Origin of the sequence: Vibrio sp. TRT 1302 (assembly GCF_050113875.1) — a bacterium.
In the GTDB taxonomy this organism is placed as follows: Bacteria; Pseudomonadota; Gammaproteobacteria; order Enterobacterales; family Vibrionaceae; genus Vibrio.
The window spans coordinates 1-17,704 of sequence record NZ_JBNJOF010000006.1 but is presented as its reverse complement, the minus strand read 5'-3'; the positions used below and the strand labels follow the sequence as shown (position 1 = coordinate 17,704).

Annotated in this window: 13 protein-coding genes, 1 tRNA gene and 1 pseudogene; 9 read left to right on the top strand and 6 right to left on the bottom strand. The window is 43.9% G+C overall.

What is annotated here, in order from left to right; all coding sequences use genetic code 11:
• Positions 1 to 10: 10 nt before the first annotated feature.
• The 6 genes and pseudogenes from ACQEXP_RS10235 to ACQEXP_RS10210 form a co-directional block, all read left to right on the top strand.
• Positions 11 to 454, top strand: coding sequence for a GatB/YqeY domain-containing protein (locus ACQEXP_RS10235; protein WP_138971409.1), 444 nt, complete (start codon positions 11 to 13; stop codon positions 452 to 454).
• 100 nt (positions 455 to 554) lie between these two features.
• Complete coding sequence (gene dnaG / locus ACQEXP_RS10230; protein ID WP_426969709.1) at positions 555 to 2,312, top strand: DNA primase; 1,758 nt, start codon at positions 555 to 557, stop codon at positions 2,310 to 2,312.
• Between the two features lie 98 nt (positions 2,313 to 2,410).
• Positions 2,411 to 4,267: an RNA polymerase sigma factor RpoD gene (gene rpoD / locus ACQEXP_RS10225; protein ID WP_269377501.1), complete on the top strand. Its 1,857-nt coding sequence runs from the start codon at positions 2,411 to 2,413 to the stop codon at positions 4,265 to 4,267.
• 154 nt (positions 4,268 to 4,421) lie between these two features.
• Positions 4,422 to 4,497 (top strand) — tRNA-Ile (locus tag ACQEXP_RS10220).
• A gap of 165 nt (positions 4,498 to 4,662) precedes the next feature.
• Positions 4,663 to 5,904: an integrase domain-containing protein gene (locus ACQEXP_RS10215; RefSeq protein ID WP_114812638.1), complete on the top strand. Its 1,242-nt coding sequence runs from the start codon at positions 4,663 to 4,665 to the stop codon at positions 5,902 to 5,904.
• A 41-nt stretch (positions 5,905 to 5,945) separates the two neighbouring features.
• A pseudogene (locus tag ACQEXP_RS10210) lies at positions 5,946 to 6,401 on the top strand (tyrosine-type recombinase/integrase); the annotation flags it as partial.
• Positions 6,402 to 6,453: 52 nt separating this feature from the next.
• Here ACQEXP_RS10210 and ACQEXP_RS10205 read toward each other — a convergent pair.
• The 6 genes from ACQEXP_RS10205 to ACQEXP_RS10180 all read right to left on the bottom strand — a co-directional run bounded on the left by ACQEXP_RS10205 (position 6,454) and on the right by ACQEXP_RS10180 (position 16,168).
• Positions 6,454 to 9,201, bottom strand: a complete 2,748-nt coding sequence (locus ACQEXP_RS10205; RefSeq protein WP_426969706.1) for a DEAD/DEAH box helicase — start codon at positions 9,199 to 9,201, stop codon at positions 6,454 to 6,456.
• A gap of 21 nt (positions 9,202 to 9,222) precedes the next feature.
• Positions 9,223 to 10,845 (bottom strand): site-specific DNA-methyltransferase, encoded by a 1,623-nt coding sequence (locus tag ACQEXP_RS10200; protein WP_274679754.1) that lies wholly within the window; start codon positions 10,843 to 10,845, stop codon positions 9,223 to 9,225.
• Positions 10,846 to 10,901: 56 nt separating this feature from the next.
• On the bottom strand, positions 10,902 to 12,734 hold the full coding sequence (locus tag ACQEXP_RS10195; RefSeq protein ID WP_426969704.1) for an AIPR family protein: 1,833 nt from the start codon (positions 12,732 to 12,734) through the stop codon (positions 10,902 to 10,904).
• 12 nt (positions 12,735 to 12,746) lie between these two features.
• Entirely contained in the window at positions 12,747 to 15,647 is a 2,901-nt protein-coding gene (locus ACQEXP_RS10190; RefSeq protein WP_426969702.1) for an SNF2-related protein, read from the bottom strand.
• Positions 15,640 to 15,813 (bottom strand): methylation-associated defense system helix-turn-helix domain-containing protein MAD1, encoded by a 174-nt coding sequence (gene mads1, locus ACQEXP_RS10185; RefSeq protein ID WP_031777608.1) that lies wholly within the window; start codon positions 15,811 to 15,813, stop codon positions 15,640 to 15,642. Before mads1 ends, ACQEXP_RS10190 begins: the two co-directional genes overlap by 8 nt.
• A gap of 199 nt (positions 15,814 to 16,012) precedes the next feature.
• Positions 16,013 to 16,168 carry an AlpA family phage regulatory protein gene (locus ACQEXP_RS10180; protein ID WP_079380305.1) on the bottom strand — a complete coding sequence of 52 codons (156 nt, stop codon included), beginning with the start codon at positions 16,166 to 16,168 and terminating at the stop codon, positions 16,013 to 16,015.
• Positions 16,169 to 16,297: 129 nt separating this feature from the next.
• Here ACQEXP_RS10180 and radC point away from each other — a divergent pair, with 129 nt between their 5' ends.
• From radC to ACQEXP_RS10165, 3 genes are read left to right on the top strand one after another with little or no spacing between them, the layout of a single operon-like run.
• Complete coding sequence (gene radC / locus ACQEXP_RS10175; protein ID WP_001961455.1) at positions 16,298 to 16,771, top strand: RadC family protein; 474 nt, start codon at positions 16,298 to 16,300, stop codon at positions 16,769 to 16,771.
• The gene (locus ACQEXP_RS10170) at positions 16,768 to 17,205 is read left to right on the top strand and encodes a DUF2787 domain-containing protein (RefSeq protein ID WP_426969699.1); all 438 of its coding nucleotides are present in this window, start codon (positions 16,768 to 16,770) and stop codon (positions 17,203 to 17,205) included. The genes radC and ACQEXP_RS10170 overlap by 4 nt, the downstream gene beginning before the upstream one ends.
• 50 nt (positions 17,206 to 17,255) lie before the next feature.
• Entirely contained in the window at positions 17,256 to 17,699 is a 444-nt protein-coding gene (locus ACQEXP_RS10165) for a DUF2787 domain-containing protein (protein WP_426969697.1), read from the top strand.
• Positions 17,700 to 17,704: the final 5 nt, after the last annotated feature.

The following is a 17,704-nucleotide window of genomic DNA, read 5'->3' as shown; positions in this document are numbered from 1 at the left end:
GATTCTAGTTATGGCTCTGATTGAAAAACTCAAAGAAGAGCAAAAATTAGCGATGAAAGCCAAGGACAAAGCGCGCCTTGGCACTATCCGTTTAGCTCTGTCAGCAATTAAGCAACGTGAAGTAGACGAACAGATTACTCTGAACGACGACGACATTCTTGCTGTTCTGACTAAAATGGTTAAACAACGTCGCGACTCTGTCGCTCAATTTGAAGCAGCTAATCGTCAAGATTTAGCTGATGCAGAGAAAGCTGAAATTACCGTACTTGAGGAATTTATGCCTCAACCACTCACTGACGATGAGGTAGCAGCATTGGTTGACAATGCAATTACTGAATCAGGTGCAGCGGGCATGCAAGACATGGGTAAAGTAATGGGCGTTCTTAAACCTCAAATTCAAGGGCGTGCAGATATGGGTAAAGTAAGTGGTTTAGTTCGCTCTAAACTGGCTTAATCTCCCAAATCAATTGCAACAAGCCGTGCTATCCTTCGGAATGCGCGGCTTGTTTGTATCTACTCTTTCATTTTTTGTTAGTGCGTTTTTCTAAGGTTTTATGGCAGGACACATCCCTCGTAGTTTCATTGATGACCTCCTCGCTCGACTCGATATTGTCGACATTGTTGACGCTCGCGTAAAACTTAAGAAAAAAGGCAAAAACTACGGCGCTTGCTGCCCTTTCCACAACGAAAAAACGCCATCTTTCAGCGTCTCTCAAGAGAAACAGTTCTATCATTGCTTTGGCTGTGGTGCACACGGTAACGCCATTGATTTTATGATGGAGTATGAACGCTTAGAGTTTGTCGAGGCGATTGAAGAACTTGCCTCTTACCTCGGATTGGACGTTCCTAGAGAACAAAGACAAGGCGGTGGTTTTCAATCCAACCAACCGCGAGCCAATACAGAGCAAAAGCGTAATCTATACGACATTATGGGCAGCATTGCTCAGTTTTATCGTGATCAGCTCAAACTGCCTAAAAGCAAAATAGCCATTGATTATCTGAAAGATCGTGGGTTATCCGGTCAAATTGTACAGAAATTTGGTATTGGATATATAGCCGATGAATGGGACTTAGTGCGCAAGAATTTTGGTCAAACACAGCAAACGCAAGATATGTTGGTTACTGGCGGTATGCTGATCGAAAACGATAATGGCAATCGCTACGACCGTTTTCGTGGACGTGTGATGTTCCCAATTCGAGATCGCCGCGGACGTGTCATTGGATTTGGTGGTCGTGTTATTGGCGACGGCACTCCTAAATACCTCAACTCTCCTGAGACGCCGATCTTCCATAAAGGCAAAGAGCTTTATGGCCTTTATGAAGTAATGCAGGCATATCGAGAACCACCACAAATCTTGGTGGTTGAAGGCTATATGGATGTGGTTGCTTTGGCCCAGTATGGCGTGGATTACTCCGTCGCTTCGCTAGGTACGTCGACAACAGGTGATCATATACAGCTACTTTTCCGCCAAACGAATACCGTGGTGTGTTGTTATGATGGTGACAGAGCGGGTAAAGAAGCCGCTTGGCGCGCTCTTGAAAATGCGCTTCAGTATTTAAAAACCGGTAACACGCTTAAATTTTTGTTCCTACCTGATGGTGAAGACCCCGATAGTTTTGTCCGTGCACACGGTAAAGAAGCATTGAAACAAAAAATTGAGCAGGCGACTCCACTTTCAAGCTATCTATTTGATAACCTGATCGAAATCCATCAGTTAAACCTTGGAAGCCATGAAGGTAAGTCGGCGCTAAGGGCACACGCCAGTGCGCTTATCGACAAGATTCCAGATCCCTATTTTCAAGAGTTACTTGAAAAACTCTTAGATGAAAGAACGGGATTTGATAATAGGCTTCGCCAAGCTCGCAAAAAAAACACAGAGACTCGACCTCAGCCACATAAAGAGATCAAGCGCACGCCAATGCGTGAGGTGATCGCTTTGCTTATTCAAAATCCGAGCTATGCTGATATGGTACCGGATCTCTCAACTGTGAGAGAGTTAACAGTCCCTGGTCTAAGTTTATTTGTGGAAGTGCTTGAATATTGTCATCAGCATCCCAATATTACTACGGGCCAGCTACTTGAACGCTGGCGAAATAGTAGCCATGAGGCATTATTGTCACGTCTAGCAGGGTGGGAAATCCCCCTCGACGAAGACAACGAAAAAGATATATTTTTAGACTCGCTGGACAAAATTCTTGCCCAGTGTGTTGAAAAGCAAATTGAAAATCTGCAGGCCAAAGAAAGAAGCGTCGGTTTATCAACCGAAGAGAGACGGGAGCTACTAGCGTTAATGCTAGATTTAAAAGCGTAACCCTATTCAGATAGTCAGCAATCAATTAATTTGTTAAGATGTGTGGTTTGCAACTCGCATACTAATTCCTTCACCAGATACTAAGTTGGATACCGTCTATGGATCAAAATCCGCAGTCACAGCTAAAACAACTTGTCATTAAAGGCAAGGAACAAGGCTATCTGACCTACGCAGAAGTAAACGACCACCTGCCAGCAGAAATCGTCGATTCAGAGCAGGTCGAAGATATCATTCAAATGATCAACGACATGGGCATCCGAGTAGTAGAAACTGCTCCTGATGCTGATGATCTTGCACTGAATGATGACGATACAATCACCGATGAAGATGCTGCAGAAGCCGCAGCGGCTGCGCTATCTAGCGTAGAAAATGAGATCGGCCGTACTACAGACCCCGTTCGCATGTACATGCGTGAAATGGGTACTGTTGAACTATTGACTCGTGAAGGCGAGATCGATATTGCTAAGCGTATTGAAGATGGTATTAACCAAGTTCAAAATGCAGTGGCAGAGTATCCGGGCACTATCCCATACATCCTTGAGCAATTTGATAAAGTTCAAGCTGAAGAGCTACGTCTGACCGACCTTATTACCGGTTTCGTTGATCCAGATGCAGATGAAACAACAGCACCGACAGCTACGCACATCGGTTCTGAACTTGCTGAATCTGATCTTGATGATGAAGACGCAGATTCAGACGACGAAGATGTGGATGACGAAGAAACCGAAGAGGAAGAAGATACAGGTATTGATCCTGAACTTGCTCTAGAGAAGTTTACTTCGCTACGTAATACTTTCCAAAACTTCCAGCTAGCGTGCAATGAATACGGTAGTGAAAGTTCAAAAGCGCAAGCCGCTCACGAACTTGTGTTAGAAGTGTTCAAAGAGTTCCGTCTAACTCCAAAACAGTTTGACTACCTAGTTGAAGAGCTACGCACTTCAATGGAACGTGTACGCACTCAAGAGCGCCTTATCATGAAGGCAGCGGTTGAGTATGGCAAAATGCCGAAGAAATCATTCATCACGCTATTCACTGGTAATGAATCAAGTGATGCGTGGCTTGACGAGATCTTAGCGTCTGATAAACCATACGCTGAAAAAATTCGTCGCAGTGAAGAAGATATTCGCCGTTCAATTTCAAAACTGAAAATGATCGAAGAAGAAACTTCTCTGACAGTTCAAAGCATCAAAGATATCAGCCGTCGTATGTCTATCGGTGAAGCGAAAGCTCGTCGCGCGAAGAAAGAGATGGTTGAAGCGAACTTACGTCTGGTTATTTCTATCGCTAAGAAATACACCAACCGCGGCCTACAATTCTTGGATCTTATCCAAGAAGGTAACATCGGTCTGATGAAAGCAGTAGATAAGTTCGAATATCGTCGTGGTTACAAGTTCTCAACTTACGCCACGTGGTGGATTCGTCAGGCAATTACTCGCTCGATTGCAGACCAAGCTCGTACGATTCGTATTCCGGTTCACATGATTGAAACCATCAACAAACTGAACCGTATCTCTCGTCAAATGCTACAAGAGATGGGCCGTGAGCCTCTGCCAGAAGAGTTAGCAGAGCGTATGCAAATGCCTGAAGATAAGATTCGTAAAGTACTTAAAATCGCTAAAGAGCCAATCTCTATGGAGACACCAATCGGTGACGACGAAGATTCGCATCTAGGTGATTTTATCGAGGATACTACGCTAGAACTGCCTCTAGACTCTGCAACCGCAACCAGTCTGAAAGTGGCAACTAAAGATGTTCTAGCCGGTTTGACTCCGCGTGAAGCGAAAGTACTGCGTATGCGTTTTGGTATCGACATGAACACTGACCATACTTTAGAAGAAGTTGGTAAGCAGTTTGACGTAACTCGTGAACGTATCCGTCAGATCGAAGCAAAAGCGCTGCGTAAACTTCGTCACCCTAGCCGCTCAGAAACTCTGCGCAGCTTCCTAGACGAATAGTCGATAGCTTATTTTCTCGACAATTGATTAAAAGGTGGGCTAAAGCTCACCTTTTTTATATCTATTCGATTTAAGTGGATAAAAACTAAGCGCATTTATACCCGTTACTGGCTAGACAGCTAGATCCTCATCCCCTATAATCATTGCCCTATAAGGCCCCTTAGCTCAGTGGTTAGAGCAGTCGACTCATAATCGATTGGTCCCCAGTTCAAGTCTGGGAGGGGCCACCATCTTCTCTTCTATCTATGTCTACCGACGTCTATTTACCCCAGTAAAATCAATACTTAGAAAGCAGTCTTTGTCTATAGCTGTCCATGCTCATCTTGTAACATCCACGTTTTAATGTACCATCGAATGTACCAACGGCTAAATATCGACTATTTTGGTGGTACATCATGGCAAAAAGAGTGGTCCCTTTAACTAACACTCAAGTTAAACAAGCTAAAGAATCCGACAAAGAATACACTCTCTCTGATGGTGATGGCCTTCAATTGCGTGTTAAAACGAATGGCACAAAGTTATGGATTCTGAAATACACTCATCCGATAACAAAAAAAAGAAACAACATAAGCTTTGGTAGTTTTCCTGATGTCTCTCTTGCCGAGGCAAGGAAAAGACGTTCTGAAGCAAAAACTCTTTTAGCTCTCAATATCGATCCTAAGCAGCATAAAGATGAACAGCTCTTAAAAGAAAGAGCAGAACTTGAAAATACCTTTGGTAAATTTTCTGATAGATGGTTGGCACTCAAGAAAGAGAGCGTAAAACCAGAAACAGCAGATAAAGCTTATCGTGCTCTTGAGAAACATATCCTACCTAAACTTGGGAATGTCCCCATCCAAGACATCAAACCCAGAACGGTACTCAGTATTCTTGAGCCAGTAAAAGCACAAGGAACTTTAGAAACAGTTAAAAGACTATGCCGTATAATCAACGAGGTGATGCGCCTTGCTGTAGCGTCAGGTGACATTGAAGTAAACTACCTAGCAGACATCACCAAGCTCTTTCCGGCCCCTAAACGCCAGCATATGGTAACTATCGAACCAGAAAGACTACCAGAGTTGATGCAAGCTATAGCTGGTGCAAACATTACACTATCTACTCGTTGCTTGCTTGAGTGGCAGCTACACACGATGACAAGGCCAATTGAAAGCGCTACAGCACGTTGGCAGGACATCGATTTTGAAAATAAAGTGTGGGTTGTTCCTGAGGAAAGAATGAAGATGAAGCGTCCCCACACAATCCCTCTCACAGAGCAAACTTTGGCACTTTTAGAAATAATGAAGCCAATCAGTGGTCATAGAGAATTCATTTTCCCAAGTAACAAAAATCCCAAAAGTCATGTAAATAGTCAGAGCGCTAATATGGCACTAAAAAGAATGGGGTTTGAAGGACAGTTGGTTTCTCATGGGCTAAGAGCATTAGCAAGTACCACTCTTAACGAGGAAGGATTCAATCCTGACGTTATTGAAGCTGCATTAGCTCATGTTGATAAGAATGAAGTTAGGAAAGCTTATAATCGAGCAGAGTATCTTGAGCAACGCAGAAAACTCATGTGCTGGTGGAGTGATCATATAACCGCTTCTGCTGAAGGGAATGTATCACTCGCAAGTCGAAAAGGGCTTAAATTGGCAGGATAACAGCCCATAATTCCACCAAAGGAAGTAGACGTAAGATTTAGTGGGAAGAAAAGATATGGATCATTCCAGCCGAGAGAATGAAAAAAAGAAGAGAGCACCGCATTCCGCTCACAGAGCAGATGCTGGCGCTATTAGAAGTAATTAAGCCGATAAGCGGCCACCGTGAATACATATTTCCTTCAGATCGCGATCCGAAGAAACCATGTAACAGCCAAACGGCAAATATGGCTCTAAAACGTATGGGGTTTGCGGGAAGATTGGTTAGCCACGGTCTGCGCTCTCTCGCAAGTACTACACTCAATGAACAAGGTTTTGACCGTGACTTGATCGAAGCGTCACTGGCACACGTCGATGATAATCAAGTGCGTAGCGCCTATAACCGTACTGACTACCTTGAACGCCGCCGTCCTATGATGAGCTGGTGGAACGGGCATATAGAAGAGGCCGCCAAAGGCAGCCTTTCTGTTACTGGTACCAAACAACTGAAAGTCATTTAAAACTTAGATTTATATAGGCTTCAATGTTGAACTGAAGCCTAGATTTTACTAATTAATTTTCTTGGTATCGTTCTACGAAAAAGTCTAATGAGTTAGCTTCTTTCACTGCATCATGCGGAATGAGTAAGTACTTCCAAGGCTTGCCACCGTGTTGTGCAAGGTATTCACTAGCATGACTACACCACTTCACACCGCTGCGGGCTTTTTCGGTGACTTCCTCATTCCAACTACCATCCTGGTTTTGATGTTGGGTACTTTTAGTTTCAATCATCAATACATAGTCAGCGGTTTCAGAAACGAAATCCGGCACGTATTCAGGGTGCTCGCTGCCACGTTTGTAATACATCTTGAACTGGCCCTTAGCTGGCTTGAACCACTTCTCGCAATCACGTTCCAAGATCACTGCAAAACGGCGCTCTGTGTCTGAGTCAAACTTTTGCAATGGGTATAAACATCGGCTAAAGCCGCCAAAGAGCATTTGTTTGATTCGGCCAACTTCGCGCACAGTGTCACGATAATTTTGTATCGGCTGGTCTTGCGCAATGGTATAGGCACATTCACGCAAAGTACTGAAACCACTACGTACATCTACGACATACTCAGTCGCCTCTTCAAAGAAATGGTTGTTCAGCTGAGCATGAATTAACTTCGCAATCGCATCACTTTGGTTTTGTAGAATATTCTCAACCACATCATCTTCGTTTTCATCTGTCAGCGTATTAACAGCCTGCGTGGCCAAGCCATACAAAAGTTCAGCTTGCTCGTCATAAGGAATATCGTCATAGTCGAACAGCTTCTTCAAAATGTAGTTCTGCTTCACCGGCTCGTAGTTACCTGAGTCCCCTTCTCCACGAATAGTTTGGTGATTGTCTTGCAAGCTTTGTTGAATTAGCGTTCGGTCGATTGGTTTTAAACCTTTAATCACGGCAATATCTAAATCAAACGGGTGATAACCAGTACGTACTTCTCCTGATGGTGAAACAATAATACGCGGAATATCTATGCTGTTGTCCACAGTCAGCTGAGCGACTTGTTCAACAATCGTGTCAATATCCACCGATTCTTCGGTAAATAACTCCCGTTGCTCTTGAGTTAACTGCGCTTTTACCTGTTCGGTGATCTGCGCTTTTACCTCTGTCGTTAACAACGCTTTGCTGGTTGGTGCATCGGTAGGGCGCGTTTGATATTGCTTAATCACATCCAATGCAGCGCGGGCAACGGCTTGTTGGTTCGGCGTAGTATAAGTTGCCTTAGGTTCTTGTACTTCACGGTTACCATCCGCACCTGTTGCTGTTACGCCAGAACCAGTGAGTTGCTGCTCTAGGTTCGATTTCACCTGCACACTTTGTTTAGTTACATCGTCTTCTGGGCGATCTAATACTCGCGTTTTCAGACGCAGCGGGTTGTTCGGGTCATTGGCTTCATCAACAATCTCTTGGAACTTATCATGTGCGACAATGCTTAACGTATCGACGGCTTCAACACCGGTACGTTTGCCATAAGGTAAACGCAAACCGCGGCCAATTGATTGCTCAATTAAGGTTCTGGCATTGGCGGCGCGTAGTGGCACGATAGTATATAGGTTAGTAACGTCCCAACCTTCTTTCAGCATGTTAACGTGAATGACGATCTCGGTGGGTTCATCCACATGTTCAACATTCAGCAGTGCTTGAATGGTTTCTTCTTCTTTTTTGCTGCTATCAACCTGAATCACTTTGCCACGGTAGCGCCCTTCAAATACGGCTTCAAGCTTAGCTAGCAGCTCAGCGGCATGGTTGGTATCACGGGCAATCACCAACATAAAGGGCTTAACTAACTTAACATCATTTTCATGAGCATAAATGGTTAGATCCACTTTGGTTTGCTCATGCAAACGAATACCGTCCATTAGTTTGATAGTTTCTATTTCATCTTTGTCGACGAGTCCTATCCTCACTTTCTCTTCAAACCCTCTTTGAGTAACAACGGCAGGCTCTTTGACAAAACCATCATCCATTGCACAAGCTAATGGGTAATCGATCACCACATTTTTAAAGTGCACAGGACCACGGCCCGACTCTGTAAATGGCGTTGCAGTTAGCTCCAAAGCAAACAAAGGATTAAGCTCATTCAGCGCACGCATTCCAGCATCAGCACGGTAGCGATGTGACTCATCCATTAGCAGCACTAAGTCAGGTAAGTTCGATAAGTACTCGAAGTAACTTTCGCCTAGGGTTTCCGCTAAACGCTTAATGCGTGGCGCTTTTCCACCACGAACTTCTGTATTAATTTTGGCGATGTTAAACACATTAATACGTACCGAACCAAATAGGTCACTTTGTACCTGTGCGCCACGGCTTTCATAATTATCGCCGGTGATCACTTCTGGCGGTGCCAGCACAAAATCTGTAATGCCTTTAAATACATATTTAGGTGAAGCGGGTGAAAAGTCGCTGATTAATTTTTCATAAATAGTCAGGTTAGGTGCCAACACAAAGTAGTTGCGGATACCGTGTACCTGATACAAATAGGTAATAAAAGCGCCCATCAAACGGGTTTTACCTACACCCGTTGCCAATGCAAAACACAGTGATGGAAAGTCACGCTCAAAATCACTGAGCTTAGGAAACTGCGCTTTTAAGGTTTCTAATAATTCTGGCACATCGCGTTTTGGGTTCAGTAACTTGTGTTCAGAAGCACTAATTGCCGCCGCCAAAGCACGCAGTGAGTCTTGCTGCGGCTGACGTAAACTTAAGCGGCCGATAACGTTGTTAATGGCACGTAATTGGTCGGGTTTTAAGCTTGATAAATCCATGGTCATTATAATTATCCTTGTTAACCGTTAATCTTGCTCTTGTTCGATATCATCCGTTGCTTCATCAGTTAAATTGGCAACGTTTAATGAATAATTATCCTGACCAAATTGGCACTTGTCTAAAATTGCTTTTGGCAGTTTTTTCAGCGTTAAATTGACAAAGCGACCTGACTCACAGCGAAATGCACCACACATAACCAATAGAGTTCGATCACTGCCTACTTCCTCGGAAAGCGCTTCTAACTTTTCAACAGACAGGCTTTGTGTGGTCACGTAAATATGGTCAGTCTCAGTTGAGTAACCATGATCCCACCAATCCACTTCCGATGGCGCATAGGTAAAGCCTTCCAGCTTACAAACGGCTTCGGCGAGCATTTCTGGGTTATATTCTTTATTTATCACTTCCAAGCCAAACTTATCTTTGACAATTAAAGACGGCGCAAGCTTGTAATAACGGAAACCGCCACCACCTTTCCAATCAACAGACTTAGAAATACCACCTTGGTCTTCCCCATCAATAACTTTATGTAAACGCGGAATAATATGGGTATGACAATGCTCACCTAACTCGACCATCAGCCAACGACGCCCCATTTTGTGTGCAACAGCACCTGTTGTACCTGAGCCAGCAAAAGAGTCTAGAATAATATCCCCTGGTTGAGATGCTATGTGAATAATTCTCTCTAACAGCTTCTCAGGTTTAGGTGTGCCAAACGGTTTTTGCTTTGGTGTCAATTTTTTCACCTCAGCCTTCGACGAACGATTAGATCCTACATCAGCGTTAAACCAAATCGTTTCGACAGGACGTGTAGGATTATCTTCTGCATAAATACGGTAGTTTACTGACCAACCATTCTTACCATTAATCCATTCAATACGTTCTGATTCGGCCTCAACTTTTGAGCTAGTCCATCTCCATGCTCCATCAGTACCATCCTGTCGAACTGGCCATACCTCCGTACCATCAGGAGCTACAATTGGATAATATAGCGTTGGACGAGCTTCCCTTGAATCACCTTGCCCCCCCATAGCTCTCAGCGGCTTCAAATAATATCTTCTACCTTGCTCATCAACTTTGTTGTAGTGTTTCGGTACTTCGGAAGAAAGCCTATTCCATTTCGTTTCATCCAAGTTTTTTGCATAAACCAACAGGTGATCATGTCTACTGGAGAAAAACTGAGCATCCATTCTAGGACTGTCAGATTTTTCCCAAATGGCATTAGCAATAAAGTTCGGGCGCCCAAAAATTTCGTCACACATTACTTTTAAATAGTGAGCTTCATTGTCATCAATGGTTATCCATAACGAGCCATCATCACTGAGCAAATTACGGATAATTTCTAAGCGGTCGCGCATTAGCGTTAACCAAATTGAATGCTCAATACCATCGTCATAGTGTTCAAAAGCACTACCCGTGTTATAAGGTGGATCAATGAACACACACTTCACTTTACCTGCATATTCTTGCTCTAGCGCCTTCAACGCCAATAGGTTGTCTCCAAAAATCAGCTTATTATCAAAAATATCGTTATCGCTAACTTTTTGACTAGCGTGGTAAGACTTGCTTGGGTCTTCCAATAAAATGCGCGGTTCAAGCTTTTTGCGCTCGTTTTTACCTATCCAGGTTAGTTCTAATTTGGTTTTGCTCATAATTTCTATGCTCTTATTTTGTGTTCGTTACTTAGCCTTTTATTCCACCTCAATGACTACGTTGGCTGTTCTTGTCGATTGGCAGCTTGTGTTGTTTGCCTCTGCTGGCGCTGTGCCTGCTCGGCTAAGTAACTGAATAAATTCTGGTTATGTGGGTCGTTAGCCTGAAGGCGTTCTTGTTTTGCTATCACTGCTTGGTTTTCTGCCAAGTTTAAATGGCTGATCCACACCGACTGCATTAACTTCGCGGTATCGCCCAAGCGTTTGAAATACGCGTGCGGAACACTGCCCAACGCTAATGTTGTAAAACTATCAAAAAATTGCTGTCGAAGCTCATCAAAGGTACGGCTGATTAAGCCTTCAAATACTGCTTGCTCAGAAATCTCAGGGGCAGTAATAGCGTCTTTAAACTGCGCCATTACAAGCGTGGTTATACAGTAGGTAAAATGGCGATAGACCAGTTTTTCTGGGCTTGGATGTCCGCGTTCCGCAGCCGTGCATAAGCCTTGTATCGCCAGATAGCAGTTCACCGCGTTAATGGCGACGGCACCTTGTAAATCTGTACTAAAAATGGCTTGGTATTCGGCGCTTTCTTGGTTAGTAAATTTGCTTGGCTCTACTTTTAGCTGATAAGGCACGCGTACATCGGCTTGCATACAGGCCAGCGCTTTTGCCAAGGTGTCGATAGTGATACTGCGAATACCAGCCGCTGCGCTTTGTTGCGGGCGATAGAGGTATTCGACACCGAACATTTTCATCTCTTGGCGCAAGCGTTCTTGGGTATCATCTAGAGCAGCAAAGTTGGCTAAATCAACCGGATTTTGTAAGTTACGCGCTTTGGTTACTTGTTTGTGAAACGCATCGTTACCCGTGTTGATAATCGTCACCATCACTTGTGCTTGGCTGATATCGGCGTCTGGATTATCACGCATAAATTGCGCTGCACTGGCGATGGTTTGCGCACCGTTAACGACAGATAGACCTCTCACATCGATATTTTTCGCACCGCTTCGGTTATTTGACTTAACTTTAACCGTATTTCCTACAAGGGTTATGCCGTTGTTAAGATAAATAAAATTTTCCGGCTCATGTAAAAGGGTATCTTTAATAGCCTTATTTACACCGCGTCTGCCAGCACCAATAAAATAGCGAATATTCTTCTCGTAGAGTTTACGGTCATGAGTGGTGTGCAATGTAATCAAGTCAGTTAACTTGGCAATACCGAATACTACTTTTCGTGGTTGCTCTTGCACACGAAATTTGTAGACAGCGACACGTTCGTTTACCGCATCGACTGCATGCTCACTGCGAAGTGCCTGCTCAACTTCGGCAGCAGTGTACTCTTGATATTCAGGTTCGATTTGCTCTTCACCTTCATCAATCAACGCTTGCAGAGCAGGCTGTAGGAAGTTTTTTGCCTGTATGGTAATGCCATTACCTGTGTATGCGACAAGCAGTTGAATATGTTCGCACTCATCTAATGCTGTTTCGATATCTGCTTGAAGATTTTTTACATTTTGATTAAAACGTTGAAATTGCTTGTTTAAAAGTAATTTTACGCCCTCAATAAATGCCTGCGCTTCGCTCAGTTGGAATTGCGCATCTTCCTTCATTTTTGACTGCACTAAGTACAGCGTTTGGTCTGCTTCGTGATAATAGATGGCATCGATACCATGGTCTTCATAGTCGTCCACCACAGCTTTTACCGCAGTCACTACGTCTAAATCGAATTTTTGCTGAAGAACAAATGCACTAAAAGCCCTAGAAATTTGTTTTTTTGGTAAGTCTTCTCGCCCACCTTGCCCAAGCAATGGCGGTAAATGCGGCACAAAACGCTGCCGAAGCAAGTCTTTTAATGGGGCAAGAAATTGTGGTTGTAATGCTGCCAATGTTCAGTTTCCTTATTTTAATTGCCAACTGATCGTAAATAGCGTTTCCACGTCAGTTTTTTTATTGAGCTTCTGTTCTAAGGTTTCAATCAAAACCTCACGACGTTCTTCCACCTCATCTTGTCGATCAAACAGTTCTCGCCTACTTTTGTTACGTAGACTTTCGAGTTGTCGTTGTTGTTTCTGTAAACTCAGCTTCTCTTCCAGCGTTGCCACTATTTTGGCTTCTCGACGAACTTGTTTGATCTGCTTATCGAGTTCTTTGATTGATTGCTCAATCCCTTCTTTTAAATCATCGGCCCATGCATCTAGTTTGCTAACTTCCTGCTCAAAAAAACCAAGATTGCGTTCGTTTACTTGTTTTTCTATCGTGTGACGCGCCAGCGTAAACGCGTCAGAGAGAGCCACTTGATAACCAGGGAACTGGTGTACTAAATCCTGTTCTGTCACTTCACCTTGGACACTACCGTTAAGCTGCATCAGTTTTTGTGAAACCTCACTTGGTAATATTTCGCCATTTTGGTTCTGAGCAGCAAAGAGCAAGTGATCCTCACTACGCTCCAATGACTCAACACTAAACCTTTGTAGGCTTAGTACGCCAGAAGAACCAATGTACGGTTCTAACATACTGATTTTATTTGGATGGTTACTGTAGTCAAAAACTATCTTTGCAACAGGCAGTTTCCGCTCCAACGCCCTATCAATGACCCATTCGCCTATTGGATGGTTAATACGAAGAATATGCGCATATGGAAGTTTACCTGACTCATCCGTGCTACTTTGTTGGCCACGACGAACTAGTTGGTAAATACCCGCTGGTGAATTGTTGATTGATTGCTTAAGGTCTAAGCTATAGTTACTTGCGTTAATCTCTGCTACGTCAGCTAGCTCATGGCAGCTTAGCTGCCAAAACCATCGACCTACTTTGTCTAGCCGCTGCTGAGCAGCATCAAGCTGGATTTTGAGTAAGTCATGAATATCTTCATCAAAGTTCTCAAGCAAAAGTTGCTGGGTTTCACGCATCTTTTGATTGATTTCAGTTTCAAGCTCTTTTTGTAGTTGATCAAAAGCAGCTTCAATCTCAGCTGGTTGGCGACAAGTTTCATAGATGTGTTGGATACGTTTTTCAAAGTCAATACCCGATTCGATGCTACCTAACACGTCATCAGATGCTCCAAACACACCATCAAATAAGTGGAATTTTTCGGTAAGTAGCTCTAATACTCGCTGATCCGCTTGGTTCGCTTCATTTAGAAAGTTGATAACAACAACATCAAACTCCTGGCCATAACGATGGCAGCGACCGATGCGCTGCTCTACTCGTTGCGGGTTCCAGGGCAAATCATAGTTAATGAGTAATGAACAAAACTGTAAGTTCACCCCCTCAGCTGCCGCTTCAGTTGCGATCATCACTTCAGCATGATGGCGAAAATAATCAATTAGTGCGGTACGCCGGTCTATTTGGGGCGAACCACTAACCTTATCGCTACCTTGGTTTTCAACAAGCCACTGCTGATAGATCTTGGTTGCCTCTGGGTGACTATTACTGCCACTAAAAGTCACTAATTTGTCGGCAAATCCATTCACCTCAAGGAATCGAGCTAGGTATTCTTGCGTACGCTTGGACTCGGTAAAAATGATGACCTTACGAGGTGCCTCCATTTCTTCCATTTTGGCAAAGCCCTGATTCAAAGCGGTAAGCAAGGCTTGGGTCTTGCTATCTGTGGTGATTGACTTAGCCTGTTCTATGTAATGCTCTAGCTCGACAATTTCGGCACCAAGTAGTTCTAAATCAATGTCTTGTTCAGTAGTGACACTCTGTGCGTCATACATAAACTCACTGTACTCTTCTCCCAAATCATCAGTCTCAACAAGCTCGCTGATAAGATCGAGTTCGGATTTAGCCTGTACTTTTAAGTCAACTAGTCGGCGCTTTATCGTTTCGAGAGTATTAAGTACCGCGTGCGAGCTGGACGCGAGCAGCTTTCTAAGAATTAAGCCAGTTAAGTGACGCTGATTTTTAGGTAGCGCATAGCTTTCTTCTTTTTCTAATAAGGCACTAATGCTTTCATAAAGCTCGATTTCCGCAATAGAAGGAGTAAACGGCACAGTCAACGTTTGTCGTTGGGTGTAGCGGACATATTCAAGGACATCTTTACGCAACGTACGCTGTATGAATCCATTTAGCCGTTGTTTAAGGTGAACTAACGCACTTTCGTTATTAACGAATTGTTGTTTAAAGCTACGCTCATCACCGAAAATCTGATCGTCAATGATGGTTGATAAACCGTACAACTCCATCAGTGAGTTTTGTAGTGGAGTAGCAGTAAGTAATAGCTTCTTACTGCCTTCCAATGCTCGACGTAACGTTTGTCCCATTTTGTTGCTAACACGGTACGCATTTCGCAATTTATGAGCTTCGTCGATAACCACAATGTCCCATGGCTCCAGCATTAGCTGCGCCTCCATCCGCGCAGCATAGTGGTAGGACATAATGGAAATGCATTGATTGGCAAGCGGGTTGGCTTGCCCACTATTAATATTTATACGCCAAGTTTTTGCATCTAGAACTTGAGAGGGCAAGTTAAACTTGTCAGCTAATTCTTGTGCCCACTGACGTCGTAGCGAAGCAGGGCAGATAATAAGAATGCGACGTTTACGCTCAGCCCAGTACTGTGACAATACGAGACCCGCTTCAATTGTTTTACCTAAACCTACTTCATCTGCTAGCACAACACCTTTGCTTAAAGGGTTGTTTAGTGCAAAAAGTGCAGCATGAATTTGGTGCGGATTGAGATCGACACTTGCATCAAAAAGCGATTGCGACAGCTTATCAACACCATTTTCAGCGTGTCTGATAGTTAACTCATGCGCAAAATATTTCGCATGGTATGGCGTGATATTGTTAAGCATGCTTTTGGCTCTCTATCCATTTTTCTAAATCGTCTTTCTTGAAGCGCCAAGAGCCACCGACTTTGAAGCCTGGTAGTTTTCCCTCACTCGCAAGTCGATACGCTGTTTTCTCTGCCAGCTTCAAGTAAGCAGCTACTTCCTTAAGCGTTAAAATTTGGTCATCCATTGCTGAGTATTTTCTCTAAGCTTCAGTAAATAAATTGAATTATGAGAGAATATGGGAAAATTGGGGAGCAAACAATGTTCAGGGCAGTGCATTGTGAATTGTGAATTGTGAATTGTGAATTGTGAATTGTCTCTGATTAGTTGGATACATGGCAACCACTCTGGTTTGCAAACGCTCTTCCATCCACTTCGCTTTCCACCTAGGTAATCTCCCTATCCCACAAACTCACTGATTGTGGAAACTCTCCAATATTCATCTTACGGAAAATCACCAAACGAGTCGGTGCCGTTTTTTCCATTACTTCTTTTAGCTTTAAAAATCTCATGGGACGTTCTCCTATGTCTGTGGCCCTCATGGGATATAGCGCTGGAGTAAAAAAAGACGGTAATGTGTTAAGACTTGGTGCGACAAGGCTTAATCCAAAAATATTCAGGCATATGTCATCAATGTGAAACCCCATCATTGATTCCGACAGGAGCCCGAAATGAATCCCAAAACTTCCGATTACCACAAGCAGCAACGCTATCAGGAAAATGAAATCCTAGAGCATGCCGCTGAAATACTGGCTAACCGCTACGTACGTGGCGATGCCTTAACCAATCCTGATGCCACCAAAGAGTATGTGCGCTGTAAGCTAGGCAGCCATGAGCGTGAAGTCTTTGCCTTATTACTACTGGATAACCAAAACCGTCTGATTGAGTTTAAAGAGCTGTTTCAAGGAACGGTGGATGCAGCCAGCGTCTACCCGCGAGAAGTGGTGAAAGCGGTATTAGAAGTGAATGCCGCAGCGGTAATCTTTGCCCATAATCATCCATCCGGTGACTCAACGCCATCTCAAGCCGATAGACGCATAACCGAAAGACTCAAAGACGCGCTCGCGCTGGTAGATGTTCGCGTTCTCGACCATATCGTGACAGGCGATACCTGCACCTCATTTGCTGAAAGGGGGTGGTTATGATTGGTCAACATTATGGTGAGCTTTCTATTGATGACGCTTTACATGTGTCACTGGAAGCACTTATGAATCGGTACACTCTCCCAGAGGACGCTGAACGACTCGTGCTCAACTGCCGCCAAATGAGTTACTACCGACATCGACAAGGTTTACATCCCATTGAGGTGCAACTTAAACGTGAGTCAGCCTCTAGTCCTTGGTTGGTGGTGTTCTTTGCCAGCTTCTCTTATCCCGATGACAACAGCACAACCGTTGAGCCTGAGTTGTATTTTCACCTGGCTAATCGCTGGTGCTATCAACCCGATGTGGGGAGCACGGATTTATCCCACACAGAAGTAAAAGATCTGCTCTCGGTCTGGATGAAAGCTTTTGCTCGCCACCTTTCCAGAAACGTCTTTGATGACGTGCAACTGACGATGGTCGGCACGTTCCAATAATTCTCACTCTGTTATTTCTTATTTGAATCCTGAAACAAGGAGGACTCACTATGTCCAAATTAATCTTCACAGCATCCACACTACCTATATCGAAGAAACTGCATAAGCTGCTAAGTGAACAGTTCACCGCTCATTTGCTGATTAATGAAGCGCTGACCACCAGCCATTATTTGGTGTTTAACTTTCGCGATAAAACATACAGCGCGGATGAAGGCGGCTTCCATCCGGTTGAGATGGCAATTTGCCAGACCTCAGCAGGAGCGTGGAGCATTGAGTACATCACCGATTTTGCTTATATGGGAAACTACTACCCAGAGCTTGAGCGCAATTTGGATTTTGATTTTCGGGCCGGGCAGTTCTTTGTCGCCTATCGTGGCTGGCTACCAATGCAAGGTAGTCGTGATGCAAAAGAGCTGTATCGCCTATGGGAGAATAACTTTCTTGCCTATGTCGATACGGACGCTTACAACGAGATAGCCGTCACCCCGCAATAACTCAT

Bases quoted from the DNA above. Each gene is read 5' to 3' on its own strand.
- ACQEXP_RS10235 (WP_138971409.1), top strand. From the start codon at position 11: ATGGCTCTGATTGAAAAACTCAAAGAAGAGCAAAAATTAGCGATGAAA.
- dnaG (WP_426969709.1), top strand. From the start codon at position 555: ATGGCAGGACACATCCCTCGTAGTTTCATTGATGACCTCCTCGCTCGA.
- rpoD (WP_269377501.1), top strand. From the start codon at position 2,411: ATGGATCAAAATCCGCAGTCACAGCTAAAACAACTTGTCATTAAAGGC.
- ACQEXP_RS10215 (WP_114812638.1), top strand. From the start codon at position 4,663: ATGGCAAAAAGAGTGGTCCCTTTAACTAACACTCAAGTTAAACAAGCT.
- ACQEXP_RS10205 (WP_426969706.1), bottom strand. From the start codon at position 9,201: ATGACCATGGATTTATCAAGCTTAAAACCCGACCAATTACGTGCCATT.
- ACQEXP_RS10200 (WP_274679754.1), bottom strand. From the start codon at position 10,845: ATGAGCAAAACCAAATTAGAACTAACCTGGATAGGTAAAAACGAGCGC.
- ACQEXP_RS10190 (WP_426969702.1), bottom strand. From the start codon at position 15,647: ATGCTTAACAATATCACGCCATACCATGCGAAATATTTTGCGCATGAG.
- mads1 (WP_031777608.1), bottom strand. From the start codon at position 15,813: ATGGATGACCAAATTTTAACGCTTAAGGAAGTAGCTGCTTACTTGAAG.
- ACQEXP_RS10180 (WP_079380305.1), bottom strand. From the start codon at position 16,168: ATGAGGGCCACAGACATAGGAGAACGTCCCATGAGATTTTTAAAGCTA.
- radC (WP_001961455.1), top strand. From the start codon at position 16,298: ATGAATCCCAAAACTTCCGATTACCACAAGCAGCAACGCTATCAGGAA.
- ACQEXP_RS10170 (WP_426969699.1), top strand. From the start codon at position 16,768: ATGATTGGTCAACATTATGGTGAGCTTTCTATTGATGACGCTTTACAT.
- ACQEXP_RS10165 (WP_426969697.1), top strand. From the start codon at position 17,256: ATGTCCAAATTAATCTTCACAGCATCCACACTACCTATATCGAAGAAA.